This window comes from Bacillota bacterium, from assembly GCA_029961055.1.
Taxonomy (GTDB): Bacteria; Bacillota; Sulfobacillia; order JAIMAT01; family JAIMAT01; genus JAIMAT01.
The window spans coordinates 115,034-139,442 of record JASBVM010000009.1 but is presented as its reverse complement, the minus strand read 5'-3'; the positions used below and the strand labels follow the sequence as shown (position 1 = coordinate 139,442).

The following is a 24,409-nucleotide window of genomic DNA, read 5'->3' as shown; positions in this document are numbered from 1 at the left end:
GAGAGGGGAATGGCCGAATCGAGGGGGCTGGCAGGCTGGATGGCCGCGGGGGCGGCCGGCCTGCTGCTGGCCGTCACCGAACGCTGGCTCCGGCGGGTGGGCCTCAACCGCACCGTCGCCGGCCTCGACGCCGAGGCGGAGATCGCCCGGGACGACCGGGGCTGGGCGCACGTCACGGCCCGGACCGACTGGGATCTCTTCTTCGCCCAGGGCTACTGCACCGCCCAGGATCGCCTCTGGCAGCTGGACCACCTTCGCCGCTGGGCCCGCGGCCGCCTGGCCGAGGTCGAGGGGCCGGCGTCGGAGCCGCTCGACCGGCTGATGCGCAATCTGGGGCTCCTCGAGGCGGCGGAGGAATCGGCCGAGCTCCTGGATGGAGAGGCCAGGCTGGCTCTGGAGGCGTACGCCGACGGGGTCAACGCCGCCCTCCAGGCCGGGATCGGCGGCGGCTGGCGACTCCTGGGGCCCGCGTTCCCCCGCCCCTGGAGCGTCGAGGACTCCCTGGCGGTGGAGCGGCTCCTGGCCTGGTGGCTGGAGGGCGGCCAGCTCTACGCGGAGCTGGTGGAGCTGGCGCTCCGGCTGGAACAGGAGGACGGCGCCTGGGAGGAGGCGCTGGACCTGGCCGACCTGGTTCTCCGCTCCGGCGCCGGCTGGCCCGGCACGCGCGGCGGCGCCGCCTGGGCCGTCGCCGGGCGGAGGGCGCAGAGCGGCAGGCCGCTCCTGGCCGGCAGCCTGGAACTGCCCCTCCGGCTGCCGCCTCTGCTCCACCCGATCCATCTGCTCAGCCTGGACGGCCGCATCAACGTGGCCGGCGTGGCCGTGCCCGGCCTGCCCGGCCTCTGGATGGGCCGGAGCCCGTCGGTGGCCTGGTTCCTCGTCCCGGCCGAACCCGAGAGCGGGCACCGGCTGCGGCGCGACGACCCCGCGGCGCGGGCACGCGCCGTCCCCGGCGAAGCCGGTGAGGCCTGGCCCGCGGTGGAGATCAACGCCCGCCTGCGCCGGGGGCTCGAACCCCTCCGGCTCGCCTGGCGAGGGCGGGCGCCGGGTGACCGGGTCGGTCCCCTGCTCCGCTGCCTGCGCGCGGGGAGCGCGCGGGAGGTGGCGGAGGCGCTCTCGGCGGCGCCCCCGGGGCGCTTCCATCTGGTGGCGGCCGACGCCGCCGGCCACATCCTCTACCGGTTGCTGGACCCCCGGGAGGCCGACGGCCGGCCCCCGGCGGTGGAGGATCCGGCGGCCGGCTGGCTGGCCGCGGCCGGGCAGCGGGTGCTGGCGGAGCAGGAAGGCTGGGAGGGAGGCGCGCCCGGCTGGGTTCGCGGGACCGCCCGCTACCGGAGGCTGGCGGAGCGGCTTCGGGCGCGGGACGACCTGGGTGCGGGCGAGATGGCGGAGATCCTGGCGGAACGGGCCGATCCGCTGCCCGCTCTGCTCTGGGACCGGCTGGCTCCGGTTCTGCGCGGAGCCGTCCAGGATGCGGGGGAAGAGACGGCGCTGGCGCTGCTGGAAGCGTGGATCGCGGCGGGCGCCCGGGAGGAAGCGGAGGAGGCCGGCCCCCTCGTCTGGCACCTCTTCCTCCGGGAGGCGGCGCTGGCCATGGCGGGCCGGCCGCTTCCGGAACGGCTGCGGGCGCACTGGCTGCGGGCCGCCGCGGCCCCGGCGGGGGCGGCTGCCTGGGTGGCCGGCGAGGCGGGTCGGGCGGCGGCGCCGGGCGCCTTTCACCGGGCGGTCGCCTGGGCCGAGCGCCGGCTGGGACCCGAGCCGCGGCGCTGGAGCTGGGGGGCGCTCCACGTCCTCCGCCCGGCGGTGGCGGAGAGTTCGCCCGCTCCGGGAGGCAGGGCCGGGCGGGGCCCCTTCCCCGTCCCGGGCTCGGAGACCACGGTGGAGGCGGCGGTGGCCGATCCGGCGCGCCCCTTCCACGTGGTGGCCGGCTCGGTATGGAGCATGGTGGCGGATCTGGGGTCGGGGGGGTGGCTCGAGGGGAGGCTCTGCGGCGGCGCCTCGGGCCACCCGGGAAGCGCCCACTTCGACGACGGGCTGCGCGACTGGCTGAACGGCCGGGCGCACCGGTTCGAACTGGATCCGGTGCGGGTGGCCGGCAGGCGGGGTACGGCGCGGCAGATCCTCCGGCCCGAACCGCGCCGGCTGTGAGGTGGGGTTCCATGGCGGCCGAGACCGCCTACCGTGTTCTGAAGCCGCTGGTGGGGGCGGCGCTCTGGCTCCGCTACCGGAGCCGCGTCTACGGGCGGGAGAACGTGCCGCCCGAGGGACCGGTCATCCTGGCCGGCAACCACATCAGTGCGGCGGATCCCGTCCTGATCGCGGTGATCTGCCCGCGCCCGGTCCACTTCTTCGCCAAGCAGGAGCTCCTCCGCTACCCCCTGGTCGCCCAGGCGATCAACGCCTTCGCCATCCCCGTCGACCGCGGCCGCGGCGACCTGAACGCCATGCGCCGGGCGCTCCGCGTGCTGCGGGACGGCGGGGTGCTGGGCGTCCACTACGAGGGCACGCGGAGCCGGAGCGGCGTGCCGCTCCGGCCGCGGGGCGGGGTGGGCTTCCTGGTGGAGCACACCGGCGCGCCGGTGGTCCCGATGGCGGTGGAGGGGACCAACCAGCCGCTTCCTTCCCGGGCCTGGGTCTGGTTCGGGCGGCCGCTCCGCTTCAGCCGCGAGGAGGCGGCCGACCACCAGCGGGTGGCCGAGCAGGTGGCGGCGGAGGTGGAGTGGATGCGGCGGCGGCTCCGCCGCCTGGCGGGCATCGACGAGCCGACGGGGGGAGTGCTGCCCGGTTGACGGTGATCCGGACGGTGCCGGAGACGGTGGAGCGTTCCGACCCGCCGCTGGTGACGGGGAACGACTTCGTGGCGCTGCCCGAGGTGCGCGTCGCGGACGGGGCCGTCCTCTCCGCCAACCTCCTCCACGGCCGGTTGGCCGGCCTGCTGGAGTGGCGCGGAGCCGGCGAGCGCCCGCTGGTGGCGCCGGAGCTCCGGATGGAGGGAAGGACTCTCGAGCCGGAGTGGCGGCCCGAACCCTGGCCGGACGGCCCCCTCTGGGCGATCCGCCTGCTGGCGGAGGCGGAGGGCTACCGCTTCCGCTGGGAGATCGCCGCCCCGGAGGAAGGGCGCGGCTTCGCCCTGGCGCTCCAGGCGGAGCCGGCGGGCGGGGAGCGGCGGCCGGTGGAGCTGGGGCTCCGCTGGTGCCTCGCCTCCCCCGCCTACGCGGCGCTCCGCCGACGGCCCAGCGGCGCCCCTGTCGCAACCTTCTTCGACCGCTGGACGGGGAGCTGGGTGGCGGAGGCGCGGGGCCACGGGCCGCTGGCGGCCCTGGCGGTGCGGGCGGAGCCGGCGACGACGGCCGAGACCGTGGGCGAGGGCGGCGGGGCGGGGGTCGGGCTGCTCCTCGCCGCCCGCTTCGGCGCCGGGGAGGAAGCCCGGTTGGTCGCCTACGTGGGCGCCGGCCGCGAGGCCGACGGCGCCGCCACCGCCGCGGTGGACCTGGCGCGGCACGGCTTCCCGGCGCTCTGGCGGAGCGCGGAGGAGGCGGCCCGGGCCCGGGCCGACCGGGCGAGCGGCGGCCGCTGGCGGCGGGACCCGCTCGCCTGGCGCGCCGTCCGGAACCTTCTCTTCAACCTCCACTTCGCCACCGGGCGGACCGTGGACGACGAGGCGCGCGTCTGGGTCACCTCGCGCTCGCCCCGCTACTACGTGGCGGGCGCCCACTGGAACCGCGACGCGCTGCTCTGGAGCCTGCCGGGCCTCACCCTGGCGGACCCGTCGCGGGCGCGGGAGGCGCTCCTGCAGGCATGGGGGCGGTACGGCCGGAACGCCGGCGAGCACAGCCTCTACCTGGACGGGAGCCTCCTCTACCCGGGCTTCGAGCTGGACCAGCTGGCCGCCTTCCCGGTCGCCACCCGCCTCTATGAGGAGGCGACGGGCGACGAGGGCATCTGGAGGGAGCCGGAGGTGCGCGAGCGGCTCGCCGCCGTGGAGGCGCGGCTCCTGCGAGCGCGGGAGCGGGGGAGACCGCTCTACCGCACCTTCCTCAACCCCAGCGACGACCCGGCCGACCCGCCCTATCTCACCTACGACATGGCGCTGGTGGCGGCCGCCTGGCGGGCGCTGGCCCGGGTGCGGGAGCTGGAGGGAGACCGCGCCGGCGCCTTCCTCCGGCGCCAGGAGGCGGAGGCGGTCCTGGCCGAGCTCCGCCGCCTGGCGGTGACGGAGGGCCCCTTCGGGCCCATGTGGGCGTACGCCTTCGACGGCCGGGGGCGGGTGCTGGCGGGCGACGAACCGGCGGGAAGCCTGATGCTTCTCCCGTATTACGGGGCGGTGGACTCCGGCGACCCGATCCAGCAGGCGACGGCCCGCTGGATCCACTCCCCGGCCAACCCCTACGGGCCGCGGGGCCGCTTCCCCTGGGCGCGCTCGCCCCACGCCGACCACCCCTGGCTGCTGGCGGCGGTGAGCGACCTCCTGGCCGGCTGGGAGGTGGAGAGCCGCCTGCGCGAGCTGGCCGAGGCGCGACTGGACGGCGGCCTGGCCTGCGAGACGGTCCGCCAGGAGGACGGCTCCGCGGCGACGGGAGCCGCCTTCGCCACCTGCGCGGGGTGGCTCGGCACGGCGCTTCTCCGCCGGCTGGGGGCGGACGCGTGAGCGCCGGCCCCGCCGGCTGGCGGGTGCCGCCGGTCCTGGCCCCCGGCTTGGACCTGCTCGTGGTGGGCTACAACCCGGGCCGGCGGAGCGGCCTGACCGGCCACCACTTCGCCGGCCCGGGCAACCGTTTCTGGCGCATGCTGGCCCGCTCGGGCTGGACGCCGGTGGAGCTGGCGCCCGAACAGGACCGGGAGCTCCCCCGCTACGGCATCGGCATCGTCAACCTGGTCGACCGGGTGACGCCCGGGTCGGCCGACCTGGGCTGGCCGGAGATGGTCGAGGGCGGCCGCCGCCTCCGCGCGGAGGCGGAGCGCTGGCGGCCGCGACGCCTGGCCTGCCTCGGCAAGGACGTGGCCCGCGCGGTGCTGGGCCTTCCCCGCTCGGCTCCCCTGGACTGGTCGGCCGACGCGGGTCAGCTGGAGCTCTCCCGGGGTCCCCTGCCCGTCGCCTGCCTGCCCAACCCATCCGCCCGGAGCACGGTCCCCTCCGCCGTCCAGCTGGCCGTCTGGGGCGAGCTGGCCGCCGCCTGCGGCCGGCGGGCCAGGTAGCGGGTGGCGGCCAGGAGGACGACCAGCCCGCCGCTGACCGCGTAGAAGGCGCGGAGCGCGGGGGTGTCGCTTCCTGCCAGGACGCCGTGGAACCAGGCCAGCACCCAGGCCAGGAGCACCACGCGGTGGAGCGGGAGCCAGAGCCGCCGTCCCAGGTGTGGGCCCCAGCGGCGGGCCATGGCCGGGCCGAGCCCGGCGCTCACCGCGCCCAGGAGCGCCAGGTAGGCGCCCAGGACGCCGGCCGCCACCGGACCCGTCCGGTAGACCGCGCCCCCGGGCAGGAGCGCACCGCGCCAGCCCACCTGGACGAAGGGGTCCAGCGCCAGGGCGACGGCGTGGGTGGCCACCAGCGCCAGCGCTGCCAGCGAGAGGACCGAGTGCGTCCGGTACAGGAAGTCGGGCGACGGGCGCCGCCGGCCCCAGCGCCACGGGTGGGAGAGCGCGAGGCCGGCGAGGACGGCCAGCTCCAGCAGCACATAGGCGCTCATCCCGGCTGCCCGCGCCACCACCCAGGGAAAGGTCCGGCTGCCGAAAAAGGGCGCGGCCAGCGTCCCGAGCAGGTAGCCGGCCAGCCAGCCCGCGCCCAGCGCGAGGAAGAACCCCGGGATCGAGAGGCCGCCCTCGTTCCGCTCGGCCTCCACCGCGCCCTGCCGTCCCGCGCTCATGCCGCGGCCCTCCAGATGAGGAAGGGCGCCATCCGGCTGCTCCAGCCCAGCTCCTCTTCCTCCGTCACCCAGAGGGCGGCCAGTCGCTCGCGCTCCGCCAGCTCCCGCACCCCCGTCGCCCCCTCCACGAAGAGCGCCTTGGACCAGACCTCGCACCAGGCCGGATCCGCGCCCACCACCGTCACCGCCAGGAGCCCGGAGGCGGCCGGCTCGCCGGTCCGCGGGTCGATCAGGTGGTGGACCGGCCGGTCACCGGCCAGCCAGCGCCGGCGGCGGACGGAGGAGGTGCAGACCGCCCGGTCCCGGACCGCCAGCACCGCCACCGGGGCCGCGCCCCCGCGCGGATCCTCCACCCCCACGCGCCACCCGTCCCCTTCCGGTCCGGGGCCCCGGCAGACGAGATCGCCCCCGGCGTTGACCAGGAAGTTGCCCGAGACGGGCGCCATCTCCCGCGCGGCCAACCGGACCGCGTAGCCCTTGCCGATCCCGCCCAGGTCGAGCGGCGCCCCCCGCAGCCGGAGCGCGCGCCGTCGCGGCCGGCGCTGGAGCCAGCCGGAGTCTCGCAGCGGCCGTGCCCGGCCCTGGGGAGCGGGGAGGCGAAGGGTTCCCCGCCCGACCGGCAGCGTCCGGTCGTAGCCGATCCTGACCAGCGCCTCCAGCACGCGCGGGTCGAAGCGGCCGCCGGTCCGTCGCCGGGCCCGCGCCGCCAGGGCGACCACCCGGTAGAGGAGCGGGTCGACCTCCTGCCAGCCGTCGCCGCCCCGGTTGAACCGCATCAGCGGCGAGTCGGGCTGGAAGCGGGTGCAGACCCGTTCCACCTCGGCGAACCGGGCCAGCGCCCGGCGCGCCGCCTCGTCCAGGCGTTCCACCCCCGCAGGGGCCCCCGGCGGCTCGACGGTGCGGATCTCGATCTCGGTCGCCATGGCGCGGCCGTGCCACTCGCCCATGAGGATCGCTTCCTCGGCCCGGTCAACTGGCGCCCGTGGTCGTCTGCACCTGCGGCATGGACGGAAGGCTCGGCGCCGGAGGGGGCGGGGGCAGCGCGGCCGCCTGCCCCGCGGCGGCGCGGGCCCGGCGGTCCAGCGCGGTCAGCTGCACCTCGGCCGTGCGGAGCCGCTGGTCCAGCTCCTGCGAGCGCTGGAGGAGCTGGCGGAGCTCGGGAGGAAGGTCCGCCTGGGACGCCCGGCGGCTGGCGGCGGTGGGATGGGCCGGGCGCGGCGGATGGCCCGCCGCCCAGGCCACCGTTCCGCCGAAGAGCGCCAGCGCGCCCGCCAGCCATCCGGCCGTCCAGCGGGCCATCCGCCTCCGGCGCAGCTCGAGCCGCGTCACCGGGCCGGGCTGCGCCGCGTGCCGCGCCCGGCGGCTCATTCTCCCCACCCCTCGGAGCCCTCTTCCTCCCCGGACCCGAAGAAGGAGGAGATGCCGTCGTGCTCGCGCTCTCCCTCGTCGCCGCGGCTGGAAGAGGCGCCGGTCGTCGTGTCCACGCGCGGCGCCGCCTGCGCGGCCTGCTGGGCCTGGAGCCGGGCCTGGCGCGCCCGGGCGAGGAGCGCCTGCTCCTGCCGGAGCTGCTGCTGGGCCGCGGCCAGCGCCTGCTCCAGCTGCCGCTCCCGGTCGTTGAGCGAGGAGAGCGTCTGCTCCTGGGCCGCCACCTGCCGGCTCAGGCTCTCCTGGAGCGCCTTCAGCTGCGCCGTCGACATGCCCGAGGAAGCGGTGCCGGGAGCGGCCTGGACCACCCCCGGGGCGTCTCGCAGCGCGGCGGCCCCCCCGGCGACGAAGGCGCCCACGGCCCCCAGTACGGCCAGCGTCCGTCCCACTCGTGCCATCGCCTCACGCCTCCCGCCGGACCCTTTCCTCCCACGGGTCCAGCCTCGGGGGCAAAGGTACCCGGCGGCTCTCACGGCCGGCCAAGGGGAACCTGAGAAACGGGTAAGAAGTGGCATGGCCACGTAGCCGTCCCCCGCCGGTGCGAAGAACGTCCATCCCAGGCAACGGTTCAGAAACCTTCCGCAACCTTCCTGACAGATCGCGAAAGGGATTACAAGTTGGTTACGCTTCGCGCGCTCCGATTGAGGCGGCTCTTCCAGCCATGGTAGCCTCGCCCGTGGAGGCAACTCTCCCTTACTGTCACATTCCGCACCAGGCGTCCGGAGGAAGGGGGACCTCCTTCGGAGCCTGAGGCCCCGGGGAGGTCGTCCGTTTGACCGTTCGTCTCTACCGACCGGGTCTCTTCCGGACCCTGGCGGTTCTGCTCCTGGCCGTCCTGCTCGCGGCCGGCGCGCCGGCAGGTTTCGCCTCGGCCCAGTCGCCCCAGAGCTTCACCGACATCGGGGGGCACTGGGCCGAGGCTTACATCCTGGCCGCCCAGTCGGCCGGCGTGCTCACCGTCCCGGAGGACGGCAAGTTCCGTCCGGACGCGGCGACCACGCGCGAGGCCTTCGCCGTCTGGATGGCACGGGCCCTGGAACTCCAACCGGTGACGCCGCAGAAGGCGCCCTTCGTCGACTGGAGCAGCATTCCCGCCGAGGATCGGGGACTGGTCGCCGCGGCGGTCCAGGCGGGCGTCCTCAAGGGCTATCCGGGCGGGTACTTCCTGCCGAACCGGGCGCTCAACCGCGCCGAGATGGGCGTCATCTTCGGCCGGGCCCTCGAGAAGCTGGGCGTCACGCCGGAGCCGCGGTACTTCTGGGAGTTTCAGGATCACGACGCCATCCCCGCCTGGGCGAACGAGGCCAGCGCCGCGGTGAAGAAGAACATCATCACCGGCAGGCCCTCGGCGCCGGGCCAGCTGGCGCTCTACGCGCCCTTCGACGCCACCACCCGGGCGGAGACGGTCACGATGCTGGTCCGCTTCATGGACGTACGCTTCCAGCTCCTGGGCGTCCAGCCGCCGCCCAAACCGGCGCCCACACCGGGAACGATCCTGACCGGCTGGGCGTCCTCCGGCGATCTGGACTCGCTCGACGCGGGTGCCGACCGGATCAACTGGGTGATCACCATGGGATACACGGTGGATACTTCGGCGGGTGGAGCCGGCACGCTCGTGGGCAGCGACAGCCCGGCGCTCTTCCAGTGGGCGCGCGACCACCAGAAGCCGTTGTTCTTCCGGGTGAGCCTGTTCGGCGGTCCCGGCATCCACCGGGTGTTGGCCGACCCGGCCGCACAGCAGCGGCTGATCCAGAACATCCTGACCGTCGCCAGCCGCGGCTACAGCGGCGTCAACATCGACTTCGAGTACCTGCAGAACGCCGACCGGGATCTCTTCACCCAGTTCGCGACGACGCTGGCCCAGCGGCTGCACGCCCAGAACCTGCTCCTGACGATCGATCTGCCCTGGCGCGACGCAGCCAGCGCCAACAGCTGGGGTCACGACTTCGACTATGCTGCGCTGGGCAAGGTAGCCGACTACCTGATCATCATGACCTACGACCAGCATTACCCCGGCAGCGCTCCCGGACCCGTCGGCTCGCTTCCGTGGATGCAGCAGGGGCTCGCCTGGGCCGTCCAGCAGGCACCGGCGCAGAAGATCCTTCTCGGCATCCCGGCCTATGCCGACGACTGGGCGCCGGGCCAGCCCACCAGGGCCTGGTACATTGAAGGCGCGCGCAACCTGATCGCGAAGTACGGCGTCCAGCCCATTCCGCATCCCGACCTGGGCGAGACGCAGTTCTTCTACACCGATAGCAGCGGCGTCCGGCACGAGGTCTGGTTCACCGACAACGCCGGCCTGGCGGCCAAGCTGGGCCTGGTGCGACAATACGGGTTGGCGGGTGCTGCCATCTGGAAGTTCGGCTATGAGACGCCGGACTGGTGGGGCGTGATCCGGCAGGCACTGCCCTGAGAGGGTCCGGGGGTTCGAGGGTCCCGCCCGGGCCTGAGGGCGAGGGCGGCGAGGTGAGCCGGCGGCCGGGGCGCGCGGGCGCCCCGGCCGTCCGTCGTCTGGGGGGGACGGCGATGCGGGGGGACAAGGTGCTGCGGGATCCGGTCCACGGCCTGATCCGCGTCCCGGCGGAGATCGTGCCGGTGGTCGACGCGCCGGAGTTGCAGCGCCTCCGCCGGATCGCCCAGCTGGGGATGAGCTTCCTGACGTTTCACGGGGCGGAGCACTCGCGCTTCGGACACGCGCTGGGGGCCATGTTCCTCTTCGGGGAGGTGGCCGACCAGCTGGGCCGGCTGGGGGTGGGCCTCACGCCGGAACAGCGGCTGCTGGGCTCGCTGGCGGCGCTCCTCCACGACCTGGGCCACGGGCCGCTCTCCCATGCCCTGGAGGCCGAGTCGACCGGCGGCCTCGGCCACGAGAGCTGGGGACGGCGGATCCTCCTCGGCGAGACGGAGATCCACCGCCGGCTGGAGGCGCTGGACCGGGAGCTGCCGGAGCGGATCGCGGCGGTGCTGGAGGGAAGGCGGGAGCCCCTCCTCCACCACCTGATCTCCAGCCAGCTGGACGTGGACCGCATGGACTACCTCGTCCGGGACTCGCTCTACACCGGCGCCAGCGCCGGTCGTTTCGACGTGGGCCAGCTGATCCACGTGCTGGGGGGCGTGCACGAGGAGCATCCGGTCGTCCTCCACAAGGGCGTCTGGACCGTGGAGGAGTATTCTTCGCCCGCTACTACATGTACCAGCAGGTCTACCACCACAAGACCACGCGCGGCGCCGAGCGGCTCTTCCAGGCGGTCGTCCGCCGCGCCCGCCTTCTCTGCCGGCAGGGTCTCCTCCCCCGTGAGGCACCGCTGGCTCCGATCCTTCTCGGCACGGCGGGGGTGGAGGAGTACCTCGAGCTGGACGACGTGGAGCTCTGGGTGGCGCTGAAGCGCTGGCGGGAGGGACCCGACCCGATCCTGGCCGACCTCAGCCGGCGGCTCCTGGAGCGGCGGCTCTTCAAACCCGTCTACCGCCGGACCTTCCGGGAGGTGGACGAGGAAGCGGTGGCGGAGGCCCATCGCCTTGCCGCCGACGAGGTGCGCGCGGCCGGCTGCGACCCCGAGTTCTACCTGCACCTGGACCGCACCGGCCGGCCCGGGTACGCGCCGTACCAGGGGGCCGGCGCGGGCTCGCCACCCATCTGGGTGGAGGACGAGAGGGGACGTCCCGTCCCCCTGGAGGAGCTCTCGCCCACGGTGGCCGCCCTCACCGTGCCGCGCCAGGCGATCGTCTGGTACGCGCCCGAGGAGCTCCGCCCGCGCCTGGCGCCGCTCCTCCGGCGGGCCATGGAGGCGGCGTGAGCGATGCGGATCGCCATGGTCGGCTACCCGGCGTACGGCGGGAGCGGCGTGGTGGCCAGCGAGCTGGGGTTGGCGCTGGCGCGGCGAGGTCACGAGGTCCACTTCATCAGCTACGAGCTGCCCTTCCGGCTTCGTCGCCCCGGGACGGAGGTGGAGCGCCTGATCCGCTTCCACCGCGTCGAGGTCCCCCGCTACCCGCTCTTCGACTACCCGCCGTACGAGCTGGCGCTGACCAACAAGCTGGTGGACGTGGCCCGCCGGCAACGGATCGACCTCTTCCACGTCCACTACGCGATCCCCCACGCGGCGGCCGCGGAGCTGGCGCGGGAGATCCTGCGGCCCCTGCGGACGCCGGTGGTGACCACGCTCCACGGAACCGACATCAGCCTGATCGGACGGGACCCTTCCTTCCGGGAGGTGACCGCGCACAGCATCCGGGAGAGCGACGCGGTCACCGCCGTCTCCCGCTGGCTGGCGGACGAGACGGTCCGCCAGCTGGGCGTGCCCAGACCCCAGGTCATCCCCAACTTCGTCGACGCCGAGGTCTACCGCCGCCGGCCGCGGCGCCAGCTGGTGAAGGAGTGGGCCGCGCCGGGCGAGCTCGTGCTCTGCCACGTCTCCAACTTCCGCCCCGTCAAGCGGGTGCAGGCGGTCGTCCGCATCTTCGCCCGAGTCGCGGCCTCTGTGCCGGCGCGGCTGCTGATGGTCGGCGACGGACCGGAGCTGGCCAGCGCCGAGGCGGCGGTGGACGCGCTGGGGGTGGGGGAGCGGGTCCGCTTCCTGGGGCGTCAGGACGACGTGACCGCGCTCCTGGGGGAGGCCGACGTGCTCCTCCTGCCGTCCGAGACCGAGAGCTTCGGACTGGTGGCGCTGGAGGCGATGGCCGCGGAAGCGGTGGTGATCGCCTCGAACCGGGGTGGGCTGCCGGAGGTGGTGGTGGACGGCGAGACCGGCTTCCTCTTCCCTCCGGAGCAGGAAGAGCGGATGGCCGACGTGATCGTGGCCCTGGCCCGGGACCCGGAACGCCGCCGTGCCATCGGTCGCGCGGCGCGCCGGAGGGCGATGGAGGGGTTCGGTGTGGAGCAGGTGGTGGGAAGCTACGAGCGTCTCTATCAGAGCCTGGCCGGGTGACCGTCGTGAGCGCCGTCATGACCAATGAAAGCGGTCGACCCTCCCCCCTTCCGTTCGAAAGATTCCCTTTGCGTCGAGCGCCCGGATCGAATATCTTTGCAGGGTAAACGCAAGGTTCCACGCAAGGGGGAGCATCCATGGACGAACAGCAGCTGCTGGAGGAAATCTTGCGGCGATGCGACGAGGGCGGCGGCAAGTTCTCCGTCCCGGTGCAGGAGCTGGCTGAAAGCTTGGGCGTCGAGCGCAGCAAGCTCTATTACCTGCTCAACAAGTGGCGGGAGAAGGGCCAGATCGAGACGCGGAACCGCGGCCGGCTGGGCATGGAGATCGGTCGCCCGGGAAGCGGCGTGGCGCGGCTGGCCACCCGGGGTCGGGGCCGGACGGGCGCCCGCGGGGCTGCACGGGGCCGCCGTGGCGGACAGGCGGCGGAAGTGGCGGCGGCTGTTTCGGACAGCCGTGTCTACTGCCCCTGGTGCGGTTCGCCGGTGGCCGAGGAATGGCGCTTCTGCTACCACTGCGGGAACCGGCTGCCCGCGAAGGAGCAGGTCCCCGGCGCCTGATCGGGCGACCCTGCGCTGTCGAAAAAGGTAGAGACAGGAGAAGGACGGCCCGGATCCGGGCCGTCCTTGCATGTTGCCACTCCTCCGCTCCGCGAGCTTGCTGCAACTCCCTCAGCGTAGGTCCGAGAGGCCTCCAACGATCCACCTCCTCGCTCCGGGCGAGTAACTTTTGATCTTCCTGCACATACTCGCCCCGTGCCGCAGGGGACTGAACGTCCCGGAGATGTGGAGGAAGGAGGCTATCCTTGTGTCCGCACGGCGGCGTCTGGTGGCTGGATGGGTGGTCGTCACGGTGGGCCTCTCGGCGGCCGGGGGCGCAGCCCTGGCGCGCGCGGTCGCACCGGCTCCTGCAGCCCGGGAGGTGAGGGCGGCTCCGGCTGCGGCGAACGACCCTGCCGCCGGAGCCGGCCTCACCTTGGGCGGGGTGAGCGGGGAGGAGGATCCCCACTTACGTCCCCGGCCCGCACCGTCCCTTCTCGGCTCTCCGCCGCCCGGGGCGCCTGCGGCCCCGGGGGAGGCGGCGAAGCCGGCGGGCCCGGCGGCGGGGGAAAGCCCGAACGGGCGCGGACCGGTGGTGGAGGACGGCGAGGGGCTGGCCTCCCAGCTGGCGGCGGCGATCCGGGCGGGCGGCACCTCCATGGGCCCGGGAGAGGTCTCGCTGGTGGCCGAGACGATCGTGCGCGAGGGGCGGCGCCACCAGCTCGACCCCTGGCTGATCTACGCCGTGATCCGCCACGAAAGCGGCTTCAACCCGGAGGCGCGCGGCGCCGCCGGTGAGATCGGGCTGATGCAGATCCTCCCCTCCACCGCCCGCTGGATCCACCGGAACCTGATGGGCGGGGGCGAGCTGCAGCTCTCCGCCCTGTTCGACCCCGTCACCAACGTCCGCTACGGGACGGCCTACCTGGCGCGGCTGATCCGGCAGAACGGCGGCGACGTGGCCCTGGCGCTGACCGCCTACAACGCCGGCTCCACCTGGGCCGCCCCCAGCGGGTATGCCCTGGCGGTGCTGACCATCGTCGACCGCGTCCACCACCGCCTCGAGACGCCGGCGCCGCCGGCGGCCGCCCCGGCCAGGTCGGATCCCCCCTCACCCCCCAGCCCGTCCAGCCGCGACCGCGTGCCCAGCTGAGGCGTCCGACGGTGTAACATAAGGCCCGGCGCCCGCCGCCCGCCGGCTGGCGGGTGGCCGGAGGTGAGCGCGAGATGGCGTCCGCAGGTTCGCAGGCTGGCACCCCCGACCGGGGGCCGTCGCCTGCTCCGCGACCGGCTCCCGAGGAGATGGAACGACTGCTGAAGGCGGCGCACCAGGTGGCCCTCCACGCCTGGGCGCCGTACTCGCGTTTCCGCGTCGGGGCGGCGCTGCTCGATCAGGAGGGGCGCCTCTTCAGCGGATGCAACGTGGAGGTCGCCTCCTACCGGCTGACCACCTGTGCCGAACAGGCTGCGGTGGCGGCGGCGGTGGCCGCAGGCGCCCGGCGGATCCGGGCGCTGGCCGTGGTCAGCCCCGACAGCCCGGAATGCCTGCCTTGCGGCGGTTGCCGGCAGACGCTGGCGGAGTTCGCCGACCCGGACCTGCCCGTCATCCTGGAACGGGCCGACGGCACCCCTCTCCTCCTGCGACTGGAAGAGCTGCTCCCCCGCACCTTCCGGCTGGCACCGCCCGGGCTCCGGGACGCCCGATCCGACCCGGAGGCCACCCGCCCCGGCCGCGGGGGTGGTTCCCGGTGAGCCGGCCCGTCGACTTCATCGAGGCGAAGAAGCGGGGCGAGGAGCATCCCGCAGGCGCCATCCGCGCCTGGATCGAGGCGTACATGGCCGGCCAGGTGAGCGACGCCCAGATGGCTGCCTGGATGATGGCGGTGCTCTGGCGGGGGATGAGTCCGGCGGAGACCGCGGCGCTGACGCAGGCGATGGCGGCCACGGGCGAGCGCCTCGATCTCGGCTCCCTCCCCGGGCCGCACGTGGACAAGCACAGCACCGGCGGCGTGGGCGACAAGGTGACGCTGGTGGCCATTCCCCTCCTGGCGGCGCTGGGCCTGCCGGTGGTCAAGCTCTCCGGCCACGGCCTCGGCCACACCGGCGGTACCCTGGACAAGCTGGAGTCCATCCCGGGCTTCCGCACCCGCCTCGAGGCGGAGGAGGCGCTGGCGCAGGCCCGCCGCATCGGCCTGGTGGTCGCCGGCCACTCCGCCCGGCTGGCGCCCGCCGACGCCCGCATGTACGCCCTTCGCGACGTGACCGCCACCGTCGACTCCATCCCCCTGATCACCGCCAGCATCCTCTCCAAGAAGCTGGCGGGCGGTGCGGACGCGGTGGTGATCGATGTCAAGGTGGGCTCCGGCGCCTTCATGAGCCGGGAGGAAGAGGCGCTCCGCCTGGCGCGGAGCCTGGTGGCCACGGGGCGGGAGCTGGGCCTGACCGTCCACGGCGTGCTGACCCAGATGGAGCAGCCGCTGGGCCGGACGGTGGGCAACGCCCTGGAGGTGCGTGAGGCCGTCGAGGCGTTGGCCGGGCGGGCCGAACCGGACCTGCGCGCCTGCACCGAGGCGCTGGCGGCGGAGGCGCTCCTGCTCTCCGGCAGGGCGCCGGACCAGGAGGCGGCGCTGGCCCAGGTGCGCCAGACCTGGTCGCGGGGCGCCGGCCTGGAGCGATTGGCGCGCATGGTCGAGGCGCAGGGCGGCGATCCGCGCGTGGTGGAGGAGCCGGAGCGCCTGCCGCTGGCGCCGGTCGAGGCCGAGCTGGCGGCTCCCGCCTCCGGCTGGCTGGAGCGGCTGGACGCCCGCCGCGTGGGCGAGGCGGTCATGTCGCTGGGAGCCGGCCGGAGGCGCGAGGGCGATCCGGTCGACCATGGCGTCGGCGCCGTGGTGCTGGCCAAGGTCGGGCAGCGGGTGGAGAAGGGGCAGCCGCTCGTCCGCTTCCTCGCCCGCGACGAGGAAGCCGCGCGGGACGCCGTGCGCCACGTGGCTGCCGGCGTCCGGGTGGCGGAGGAGCCGGTGCCGCCGCTGCGGCCCGTGCTGGGTATCGTGCGGAATCCGGAAGACGGGTAGAATACTGAGGCGAAAAGCGTAGACCGGCGGCGGGCGCGGGGTGGCCGCAAGCGTGGAGGGGCGCGGCCTCCGGCCGCAGGCCGCCCGAGGAGGCCGAAAGCGATGGTGGAGCTGGACCGGACCGAGCGTGAGATGATTCTCTTCCTGCAGGAGGACGGCCGCATGTCCTTCGTCGATCTGGCCAAGCGGATCGGCGTCACCGAGGGGACCATCCGCCGGAAGTTCCAGCGCCTGGTCCAGGAAGGGATCATCCACATCGCCGCGGTCTCCGACCCCTTCCAGATCGGTTTCCGCACCCCGGCCCTGATCGGGATCAACGTCGAGACCCACCGCCACGAGGACGTGGTCAAGGCGCTCTGCGCCATGCCCAGGGTCCGGTACGTGGCCGCCGCCACGGGCGACTTCGACATCCTGGTCGAGGCCTACTTCGCCTCCAACGAGGAGCTGTCGCGCTTCCTGATCGAGGATCTGGCCGCCATCGATGGCATCGTGGACACCGCCACCTCGCTGGAGCTGAGGATTTTCAAGCAGAGCTTCACCTGGGGGATCGCCGGCTACCGGCCCGAGCGGGCGCTGGCGGAGAAGACGTAAGCCCTCCCGCCAGAAGTTGCGAGGGGACCGGCGGCAGGGAACAGGGTGCCGGGGCCGAACCGACTCAGCAGCAGTCGGGGTCGGAGCCGAGAGGGCGGCGTCCCGGATCCCCGGGGGCTCGGCCTCCGATCCAGAGGGGGCTGAGCCATGACCAGATCGGTGCCTTGCAACCTGGCCCTCGTCGGCCACTCCGGTTCCGGCAAGACCACCCTGGCGGAGTCCGTTCTGGCGCTGGCAGGGGCGGTGGGCCGGCGGGGGCGCGTGGAGGACGGCAACGCCACCCTGGACTTCGAGCCGGAGGAAGTCCAGCGGAAGATCTCGCTCTTCACCGGTTTCGCCACCCTGCGCTGGCACGACCAGCCACTCACGCTCCTGGACGCGCCCGGATACTTCGACTTCGCCGCCGAGTCGCTGGCGGCCCTCCGCGGCGCCGACGCCGCCGCCCTGGTGGTGGACGCCTCCGCCGGCCCCCAGGTGGGCGGCGTGCAGGCCTGGGACCGCGCGGGCGAGGCCGGTCTGGCGCGCTTCGTCCTGGTCAACAAGATGGACCGCGAGCGAGCCCACTTCGACGGGGCGCTGGAGCCGCTCCGATCCCTGGCGGGCTCCCGCCTGGTGCCCCTTACCCTTCCTGTGGGAGCCGAATCGGGCTTCCGCGGCGTCCTGGACGTCCTCAGCGGCCAGGCCTGGGGCCGCGCCGGCGGCAGGCGCGTGGAGATCGAGGCTCCCCCTGAGCTCCTCGAGCAGGCGGCCGGGTACCGGCAGCAGCTGTTCGAGCTGGCCGCCGAGCAGGACGAGGCGATGCTGGAGCGCTATCTCGAGGCGGGCGAGCTCAGCCCCGAGGAGCTGGAGCGGGGTCTCGTCGCCGCCGTCCGGGCGGGCGACCTCGTGCCGGCCTTCGCCCTCTCCGCCACCTCCGATCTGGGCGTGGAGGAAGCGCTGGAGCAGATCCTCCGCCTGGCGCCGGAGCCGGCGGCGCGCAGCCGGGCGCTGGCCGTCTCCGGGCCCGGCGGTGCGACGGCGGAGCTGAGCGGGGATCCCGGGGCGCCCCTCTGCGCCCAGGTGATCAAGACCCAGACCGACCCGTACGTGGGCCGCCTCTCCGTCCTGCGCATCTTCCAGGGCACCCTGCGGGCCGACTCCCAGGTCTGGAACGTCAACCGGGAGGCGGCGGAGCGGGTGGCGCAGATCTTCGTCCTGAAGGGCAAGGAGCAGCAGGCGGTGGCGTCGGCGACGGCAGGGAGCATCGTGGCGCTGGCCAAGCTGGCGGTCACCCAGACCGGCGACACGCTGACGACGCCGGAGGCGCGGCTCCAGGTGCCGCCCCTCCCGGTCCCCGAGCCGGTCTACACCATGGCCGTCCAACCCAAGGCCCGCGGCGACGAGGACAAGGTGAGCGCCGGACTGGCCCGTCTCCTCGAGGAAGACCCGTCGCTCCGGGTGGAACGGAACCACGAGACGCACCAGGTGCTGGTCTCCGGCATGGGCGACGTCCACCTGGAGGTGCTCCGCGACCGGCTCCGGCGGAAGTTCCAGGTGGAGGTGGAGCTGGTCGAGCCCAGGGTCGCCTTCCGCGAGACCATCCGGAAGCACGCCCGCGCCGAGGGGAAGCACAAGAAACAGACGGGCGGCCACGGGCAGTACGGGCACGTCTTCCTCCAGATCGACCCGCTTCCCGAGGCCGAGTTCGACTTCGTCGACAAGATCTTCGGCGGCGCGGTCCCCCGCCAGTACATCCCCGCGGTGGAGAAGGGCGTCCGCGAGACCATGGCGGAGGGGGTGCTGGCCGGCTACCCGGTCACCCACGTCCGCGTCACCCTCGACGACGGCTCCTACCACCCCGTCGACTCGTCGGAGATGGCCTTCAAGATCGCCGCCTCCCTCGCCTTCAAGAAGGCCTTCCACGAGGCCGACCCGGTCCTGCTGGAGCCCGTCGACGAGGTGACGGTGGTCGTCCCCGAGGAGTACCTGGGGGACGTGCTCGGCGATCTCAATCGGCGGCGCGGCCGGGTGCTGGGCATGGAGCGGGACGGGGAGCACCAGGTGGTCCGCGCCGAGGTGCCCGAGACCGAGATGCTCCGCTATGCCGTGGACCTGCGCTCGATGACGCGGGGCTGGGGCCGCTTCCGGCAGCGGTTCGTGCGCTACGAGGAGATGCCCTCCCACATCGCCCAGCAGGTGATCGAGCGGAGCCGGCAGCTGAGCGGGGTGGCGGCGGAGTAGCGGTCGCGCGTCGAAGACGGGGCGGGCAGGGGCGCAGACGGTGCCCCTGCCCGCATTGTTCGGAGAGGGCGGGCTTCCTATAATGATCAAAGACAGACAAGGTCAGAGATCGAGCCGGGAGCGGAGGCAGGAATGGCCGTGCGGACCTTGGCAGACCTGATCGAAGCCTTCCTCCTCGAGCGCCTCCGGGAGAGGGAGACGCTGGAGATCCGGAGGATCGAGCTGAGCGAGCGGTTCGGCTGCGCGCCCTCGCAGGTCAACTACGTGCTGGAGACACGCTTCCGGCCGGAGCGCGGCTTCCTGGTGGAGAGCCGGCGGGGCGGCGGCGGGTACATCCGGATCCGCAGGCTTCCGGCGCTGGCGGCGGGCCGGCGGCTCCTGCAGGAGGCGGCTGCCGTCGGCGAGCGCATCTCCCAGGACCAGGCGCTCCGCCTGATCGAGAGCCTGCGGGCCGAGCGCCTGCTGAGCGAACGGGAGGCGATCCTCCTGGCGGTGGCGGTGGACCGCTCGGTCCTGGCGCTGGAGCTGCCCTGGCGGGATCAGATCCGGGCGAGGCTCCTGGCGGCCATGCTGGGCGTCCTCGGCCGTGTGGAGGGTGAAGGGGCTGCACTATAATCAACCATCCGGAGGTGGTCGCATGCTCTGCCAACGTTGCGGCGAGCGGCCGGCCACGGTGCATGTGACGCGCATCGTCAACGGGGTGAAGACGGAGCTCCACCTCTGCCGCGCCTGCGCGGAGGCGAGCGAGCCGGGCATCTCCTCGCAGGCGCCTTTTTCGATTCATAACCTGCTCGGAGGATTGCTCCACCCGCTGGCGGGCTCCGCGGCATCCGGGAGCGAGCTGCGCTGCCCGTCCTGCGGCACGACCTACGAGGAGTTCGCGCGCACCAGCTTCCTGGGGTGCGAGGAATGCTATACCGCTTTCGCGCCACAGCTGGAGCCGCTCCTGAGGAAGATCCAGGGAGCCGACCAGCACCGCGGCAAGCGACCGGTGGCCAGGAGCCGGCGCCCCAGGGCCGGCTACGGGCAGGCCGGCGCGGAGGCGGGCTCTCAGCCGGTGCAGGGCGGCGCCCAGGAGCGGCTCGCCCGGCTGCGCCGCCAGCTGGAGGAGGCGGTGCAGGCGGAGGAGTACGAGCGCGCCGCCGAGCTGCGTGACGCGATCCGAAAGCTGGAGGCGGAGACGGCAGCGGGAAAGGGGGCGGGTTGATGTCGCTGGAGCGCGTCTTGCGGAGCCCGGGCGGTGCCTGGCTGACCGGCTCGGGCCCGGCCGCGGACGTGGTCGTCTCCAGCCGCGTCCGCCTGGCGCGGAATCTGCGCCCCTACCCCTTCCCGACGAAGCTCTCGCCGGAGCAGGCGCGGCACGTGATCGACGAGGTGCGCGCGGCACTGAACGCGCTCCCACCCACCCGTTCGGGCCGCCTGGAGCTGGTGGAGCTCCAGGCTCTGGAGCCGCTGGAACGGCTGGTCCTGGTGGAGAAGCACCTGATCAGCCCGCAGCTGGCGACCACCGAGCTGCCGGCGGCGGTGGCCGTCGACCCGTCCGAGAGCCTCAGCCTGATGGTCAACGAGGAAGAGCACCTCCGCCTCCAGTCCCTGGCCTCGGGGCTCCAGCTGCGGGTGGCCTGGGAGGCGGCCGACCGGCTGGACGACGAGCTCTCGGAGCGGCTCGACTTTGCATACGACGAGCGGCTCGGGTACCTTACCACCTGCCCGACCAGCACGGGGACCGGGATGCGGGTCTCGGCGATGATGCATTTGCCCGCCCTGGTACACTCAAACCAGGCGGGTGAGCTGGTCAGCACGCTGGCCCGCGTGGGCGTGGTGGTCCGGGGTATCCACGGCGAAGGAAGCAAGGCCTACGGGAACCTCTTCCAGATCTCGAACCAGATCACGCTGGGACGGGCGGAGTCGGAGATCATCGAAAGCCTGGAGGCGGTGGTGCAGCAGTTGGTCGAGCGCGAGCGAGGCGCGCGCGAGCTCCTCTACCGGGAGCGGAGGACGCAGCTGCAGGACCAGGTGGGTCGGGCCTACGGCCTGCTCACCCACGCCTACGCCATCTCCTCCGAGGAGGCGCTGTCGCTCCTCTCCACGCTCCGCCTGGGGGTCGACCTGCAGCTGGTCCCGCAGGTGCGGCCGGAGGTCTGCAACGAGCTGATGGTAGCGGTCGGTGCGGCGAGCGTCCAGTACCGGGAGGGACGGCTGCTGGAGCCCGCCGAGCGTGATATCCGGAGAGCCGCGATGATCCGGGAAAGGCTGGCCTCGCGGCAGGCCCCGAGGGGGGAAGGCTGATGTTCGGACGATACTCGGAGCGCGCCCAACGGGTGATCCTCCTCGCCCAGGAGGAAGCGCGCCGGCTTGGTTACAACTACGTGGGCACCGAGCACCTCCTGTTGGGCCTCATCCGCGAGGGGACCGGAGTGGCGGCCCGGGCGCTCCAGAACATGGGCGTCGACCTGGACCAGGTCCGCGCGGAGGTGGAGAAGATCATCGGCCGCGGCAACGGCCCGGTGGGCGGGGAGATCGGCTACACGCCGCGCGCCAAGAAGGTGGTCATGGAGCTGGCCATCGAGGAGGCCCGGCTCCTGGGCCACAACTACGTGGGCACCGAGCACCTCCTCCTGGGGCTGATCCGGGAGGGGGAGGGCGTCGCCGCGCGCGTCCTCGAGAACATGGGGGTCGACCTGGAGAAGACCCGCCGCGAGGTGATCCGCCTCCTCGGCGGGAGCGCCCCGGCCCAGCCGCCGACGGCGGCCCGGCCGGCACCGGGCCGGCGGACCAGCCGTTCCAACACGCCGGTGCTGGACAACTTCGGCCGCGATCTGACCCAGCTGGCGGAGGAAGGGAAGCTGGACCCGGTGATCGGCCGGGAGAAGGAGATCGAGCGCGTCATCCAGATCCTCTCCCGCCGGACCAAGAACAACCCGGTGCTGATCGGCGAACCCGGCGTGGGCAAGACGGCCATCGTCGAGGGGCTGGCGCAGCGGATCACCGAGGGCAACGTGCCGGAGCTCCTGAAGGAGCGGCGCGTGGTCACCCTGGACATGGGCGCCCTGGTCGCCGGCTCCAAGTACCGCGGCGAGTTCGAGGACCGGCTCAAGAAGGTGATGGACGAGATCCGGCGCGCCTCCAACGTCATCCTCTTCATCGACGAGCTGCACACCATCATCGGCGCCGGCGCGGCGGAGGGCGCCATCGACGCCTCCAACATCCTGAAGCCGGCGCTGGCCAGGGGTGAGCTGCAGACCATCGGCGCCACCACCATCGACGAGTACCGGAAGCACATCGAGAAGGACGCGGCGCTGGAGCGCCGCTTCCAGCCGGTGATGGTGGAGGAGCCCTCCGTGGACGAGACCATCGCCATCCTCAAGGGGTTGCGCGACCGGTATGAGGCGCACCACCGGGTGGTGATCACCGACGATGCCATCGTCGCGGCGGCACGGCTGAGCGACCGGTACGTCTCCGACCGCTTCCTGCCGGACAAGGCGATCGACCTGATCGACGAGGCCGCCTCCCGCGTCCGGCTGCGCGCCTTCGTCGAGCCGCCCGAGCTCAAAGAGATGGAAGAGCGGCTGAACGAGATCCAGAAGGAGAAGGAGGAGGCCGTCCAGAGCCAGGAGTTCGAGAAGGCGGCCAACCTGCGCGACCAGGAGCAGAAGCTCCAGCAGGAGATCGAGAAGCGGCGCGAGGTCTGGCACCAGAACCAGGTGACCGAACGGCTGCTGGTGACCGAGGACGACGTCTCCCAGGTGGTCTCCAGCTGGACAGGGATTCCCGTCCAGCGCCTGGCGCTGGAGGAGTCGGAGCGGCTCCTCCACCTGGAGGAGATCCTCCACGCCCGCGTCATCGGCCAGGACGAGGCGGTCTCCGCCGTGGCCCGCGCCATCCGCCGGGCGCGCGCCGGCCTGAAGGACCCGCGCCGGCCCATCGGTTCGTTCATCTTCCTGGGGCCGACCGGGGTCGGCAAGACCGAGCTGGCCAAGGCGCTGGCGGACGCGCTCTTCGGCGACGAGGACGCCATGGTGGCCATCGACATGTCGGAGTACCAGGAGCGGCACACCGTCTCCCGGCTGGTGGGCGCCCCGCCGGGCTACGTCGGCTACGAGGAGGGTGGCCAGCTGACGGAGGCGGTCCGGCGCCGGCCGTACTCGGTGGTGCTTCTGGACGAGATCGAGAAGGCGCACCCCGAGGTCTTCAACGTCCTCCTCCAGGTCTTCGAGGAGGGCCGGCTGACCGAGGCGAAGGGGCGCCACGTCGACTTCCGCAACACGGTGGTCATCCTCACGTCCAACGTCGGCCAGGACATCCTCCGGCGCCAGGCGGCGCTGGGCTTCCGGCCCAACGAGGACGAGGAGTACGGCTACAAGCAGATGCGCGACCGGATCCTCGACGAGGTGAGGAAGACCTTCCGGCCGGAGTTCCTCAACCGCATCGACGACATCATCGTCTTCCACCCGCTCAAGCGGGAGGACATCCGCGAGATCGTCGACCTGATGCTCAAGCAGGTGGAGGGCCGTCTCAAGGAGCTGGGCCTCGTGCTCGAGGTGAGCGAGCGGGCCAAGGAGATCCTGGTCGACGAGGGATACAACCCCGAGTTCGGCGCCCGGCCGCTCCGCCGCGCCATCACCCGCCTGGTGGAGGACCCGCTCTCCGAGGAGATCATCGCGGGCAAGTTCTCCGACGGCGACACCGTGCTGGTGGATGCCGACTCCGAAGGGAAGCTGGTCTTCGAGCGGAAGCGCGCGACGGTCTCCAGCGAGTCGCCCGCCTGACGCCGGCGCGGAGGGGGGTCACGGCGTTTTGCGCGTCTCAGTCCGCCTCTTCGCGGGCGCTGCCGAGGCCGTGGGCGCCCGCCAGCTGGAGCTGGAGCTGGCCGGAGGAAGCACCGCCGGCCAGCTCCTCGACCGGCTCCTGGAAGAGCACCCGGCGCTCTCCCGCTTCGGCCCGTCGCTCCTCCTGGCCGTCAACCGCCGCTATGCCGGGCGCGATGCGCACTTGGCCGACGGGGACGAGGTGGCGCTGATCCCGCCGGTCAGCGGCGGCTCCGAGGGAGATCCGCCTGCGGAGCGGCTCCGGACGGCGCAGCCTCTGGCCCTGGAACCCGTGGGCGACGGGGGGTGGTACGCGCTGGGTGACGGGGAGCTGCCCGTCGCCCAGTGCTCCGCCCGGGTACAGGCGCCCGGGATGGGGGCGGTCGTCCTCTTCCTCGGCACCGTCCGCGACCGGAGCGACGGCCAGGAAGTGGTGGCGCTCGACTACGAGGCGTACGAGCCCATGGCGCGCCAGGAGCTGGCCGGCCTGGTGGAGCGGGCGCTGCGGCGCTGGCCGGAGAGCCGGGTCGCCCTGGCCCACCGGCTCGGACGCCTCAAGGTGGGCGAGCCCAGCGTCGTCATCGCGGTGGCGTCGCCGCACCGGGCCGAAGCCTACGAGGAGTCGCGCTTCCTGATCGAAGAGATCAAGTCGGTCGTGCCCATCTGGAAACGGGAGATCCATCCCGACGGCTCGGGCGCCTGGGTGCACCACGCCTAGACGGTCCGCGCCCGCTCCGTCCGCACCCGCCCCGCCCCAGCCGTAGTCGAAAATCGTAGATCAGATCGCTTGCCTGGCCGGGATGGGTGAAGCGGAGGCAGGGGCCGGCACCTTCTCCGCTGGGCGGGCGCTCTGCGGCTGCTTCCGCCTCCCCGATGTCGCGGCCGGACGCGCCTGTCTGGCCCTGCCGCCCCCGCCATCGCGATCTACGATTTCCGTCGGACAGGTATGGTACAATCGTGGTCGGGTGG

Annotated in this window: 21 protein-coding genes and 1 pseudogene; 19 read left to right on the top strand and 3 right to left on the bottom strand. The window is 73.4% G+C overall.

Annotated elements, in window-relative coordinates:
- Positions 1-9: 9 nt before the first annotated feature.
- Genes QJR14_03835 through QJR14_03820 form a run of 4 tightly spaced genes read left to right on the top strand, consistent with a single transcriptional unit; the run spans position 10 to position 5,193 of the window.
- Entirely contained in the window at positions 10-2,145 is a 2,136-nt protein-coding gene (locus QJR14_03835) for a penicillin acylase family protein (protein ID MDI3316737.1), read from the top strand.
- Positions 2,146-2,156: 11 nt separating this feature from the next.
- On the top strand, positions 2,157-2,786 hold the full coding sequence (locus tag QJR14_03830; GenBank protein ID MDI3316736.1) for a lysophospholipid acyltransferase family protein: 630 nt from the start codon (positions 2,157-2,159) through the stop codon (positions 2,784-2,786).
- A gap of 2 nt (positions 2,787-2,788) precedes the next feature.
- Positions 2,789-4,645, top strand: coding sequence for a glycoside hydrolase family 125 protein (locus tag QJR14_03825; protein ID MDI3316735.1), 1,857 nt, complete (start codon positions 2,789-2,791; stop codon positions 4,643-4,645).
- Complete coding sequence (locus QJR14_03820) at positions 4,642-5,193, top strand: mismatch-specific DNA-glycosylase (GenBank protein MDI3316734.1); 552 nt, start codon at positions 4,642-4,644, stop codon at positions 5,191-5,193. The genes QJR14_03825 and QJR14_03820 overlap by 4 nt, the downstream gene beginning before the upstream one ends.
- 661 nt (positions 5,194-5,854) lie before the next feature.
- Here the strand turns inward: QJR14_03820 and QJR14_03815 are convergent.
- From QJR14_03815 to QJR14_03805, 3 genes are read right to left on the bottom strand one after another with little or no spacing between them, the layout of a single operon-like run.
- Positions 5,855-6,805 (bottom strand): FAD:protein FMN transferase, encoded by a 951-nt coding sequence (locus tag QJR14_03815; GenBank protein ID MDI3316733.1) that lies wholly within the window; start codon positions 6,803-6,805, stop codon positions 5,855-5,857.
- Between the two features lie 22 nt (positions 6,806-6,827).
- A complete protein-coding gene (locus QJR14_03810) occupies positions 6,828-7,226 on the bottom strand; it encodes a hypothetical protein (GenBank protein ID MDI3316732.1) in 399 nt (132 codons plus the stop codon).
- Complete coding sequence (locus tag QJR14_03805; GenBank protein MDI3316731.1) at positions 7,223-7,681, bottom strand: hypothetical protein; 459 nt, start codon at positions 7,679-7,681, stop codon at positions 7,223-7,225. The genes QJR14_03810 and QJR14_03805 overlap by 4 nt, the downstream gene beginning before the upstream one ends.
- Positions 7,682-8,055: 374 nt before the next feature.
- On the opposite strand from QJR14_03805, the gene QJR14_03800 reads away from it, so the two are divergent.
- The 15 genes and pseudogenes from QJR14_03800 (at position 8,056) to QJR14_03730 (ending at position 24,158) form a co-directional block, all read left to right on the top strand.
- Positions 8,056-9,696 (top strand): S-layer homology domain-containing protein, encoded by a 1,641-nt coding sequence (locus QJR14_03800; protein MDI3316730.1) that lies wholly within the window; start codon positions 8,056-8,058, stop codon positions 9,694-9,696.
- Positions 9,697-9,929: 233 nt separating this feature from the next.
- A pseudogene (locus QJR14_03795) lies at positions 9,930-10,316 on the top strand (HD domain-containing protein).
- 155 nt (positions 10,317-10,471) lie between these two features.
- Complete coding sequence (locus tag QJR14_03790) at positions 10,472-11,080, top strand: hypothetical protein (protein MDI3316729.1); 609 nt, start codon at positions 10,472-10,474, stop codon at positions 11,078-11,080.
- 3 nt (positions 11,081-11,083) lie between these two features.
- Positions 11,084-12,211 carry an N-acetyl-alpha-D-glucosaminyl L-malate synthase BshA gene (gene bshA, locus QJR14_03785; GenBank protein ID MDI3316728.1) on the top strand — a complete coding sequence of 376 codons (1,128 nt, stop codon included), beginning with the start codon at positions 11,084-11,086 and terminating at the stop codon, positions 12,209-12,211.
- A 137-nt stretch (positions 12,212-12,348) separates the two neighbouring features.
- Positions 12,349-12,771, top strand: coding sequence for a zinc ribbon domain-containing protein (locus QJR14_03780; protein MDI3316727.1), 423 nt, complete (start codon positions 12,349-12,351; stop codon positions 12,769-12,771).
- 574 nt (positions 12,772-13,345) lie between these two features.
- Positions 13,346-13,903, top strand: coding sequence for a lytic transglycosylase domain-containing protein (locus QJR14_03775; GenBank protein MDI3316726.1), 558 nt, complete (start codon positions 13,346-13,348; stop codon positions 13,901-13,903).
- A gap of 149 nt (positions 13,904-14,052) precedes the next feature.
- Positions 14,053-14,502 (top strand): cytidine deaminase, encoded by a 450-nt coding sequence (locus QJR14_03770; protein ID MDI3316725.1) that lies wholly within the window; start codon positions 14,053-14,055, stop codon positions 14,500-14,502.
- Positions 14,499-15,821, top strand: coding sequence for a thymidine phosphorylase (locus tag QJR14_03765; protein ID MDI3316724.1), 1,323 nt, complete (start codon positions 14,499-14,501; stop codon positions 15,819-15,821). Before QJR14_03770 ends, QJR14_03765 begins: the two co-directional genes overlap by 4 nt.
- Positions 15,822-15,923: 102 nt before the next feature.
- Positions 15,924-16,412 (top strand): Lrp/AsnC family transcriptional regulator, encoded by a 489-nt coding sequence (locus QJR14_03760; GenBank protein MDI3316723.1) that lies wholly within the window; start codon positions 15,924-15,926, stop codon positions 16,410-16,412.
- Positions 16,413-16,559: 147 nt separating this feature from the next.
- Positions 16,560-18,632, top strand: a complete 2,073-nt coding sequence (gene fusA / locus QJR14_03755; protein ID MDI3316722.1) for an elongation factor G — start codon at positions 16,560-16,562, stop codon at positions 18,630-18,632.
- A gap of 138 nt (positions 18,633-18,770) precedes the next feature.
- Positions 18,771-19,247, top strand: a complete 477-nt coding sequence (locus QJR14_03750; GenBank protein ID MDI3316721.1) for a CtsR family transcriptional regulator — start codon at positions 18,771-18,773, stop codon at positions 19,245-19,247.
- Between the two features lie 22 nt (positions 19,248-19,269).
- The gene (locus tag QJR14_03745) at positions 19,270-19,839 is read left to right on the top strand and encodes a UvrB/UvrC motif-containing protein (GenBank protein ID MDI3316720.1); all 570 of its coding nucleotides are present in this window, start codon (positions 19,270-19,272) and stop codon (positions 19,837-19,839) included.
- Entirely contained in the window at positions 19,839-20,921 is a 1,083-nt protein-coding gene (locus QJR14_03740; GenBank protein MDI3316719.1) for a protein arginine kinase, read from the top strand. Before QJR14_03745 ends, QJR14_03740 begins: the two co-directional genes overlap by 1 nt.
- Positions 20,921-23,401 (top strand): ATP-dependent Clp protease ATP-binding subunit, encoded by a 2,481-nt coding sequence (locus QJR14_03735; GenBank protein MDI3316718.1) that lies wholly within the window; start codon positions 20,921-20,923, stop codon positions 23,399-23,401. The genes QJR14_03740 and QJR14_03735 overlap by 1 nt, the downstream gene beginning before the upstream one ends.
- Positions 23,402-23,429: 28 nt before the next feature.
- Entirely contained in the window at positions 23,430-24,158 is a 729-nt protein-coding gene (locus QJR14_03730; protein ID MDI3316717.1) for a molybdenum cofactor biosynthesis protein MoaE, read from the top strand.
- Positions 24,159-24,409 lie beyond the last annotated feature (251 nt).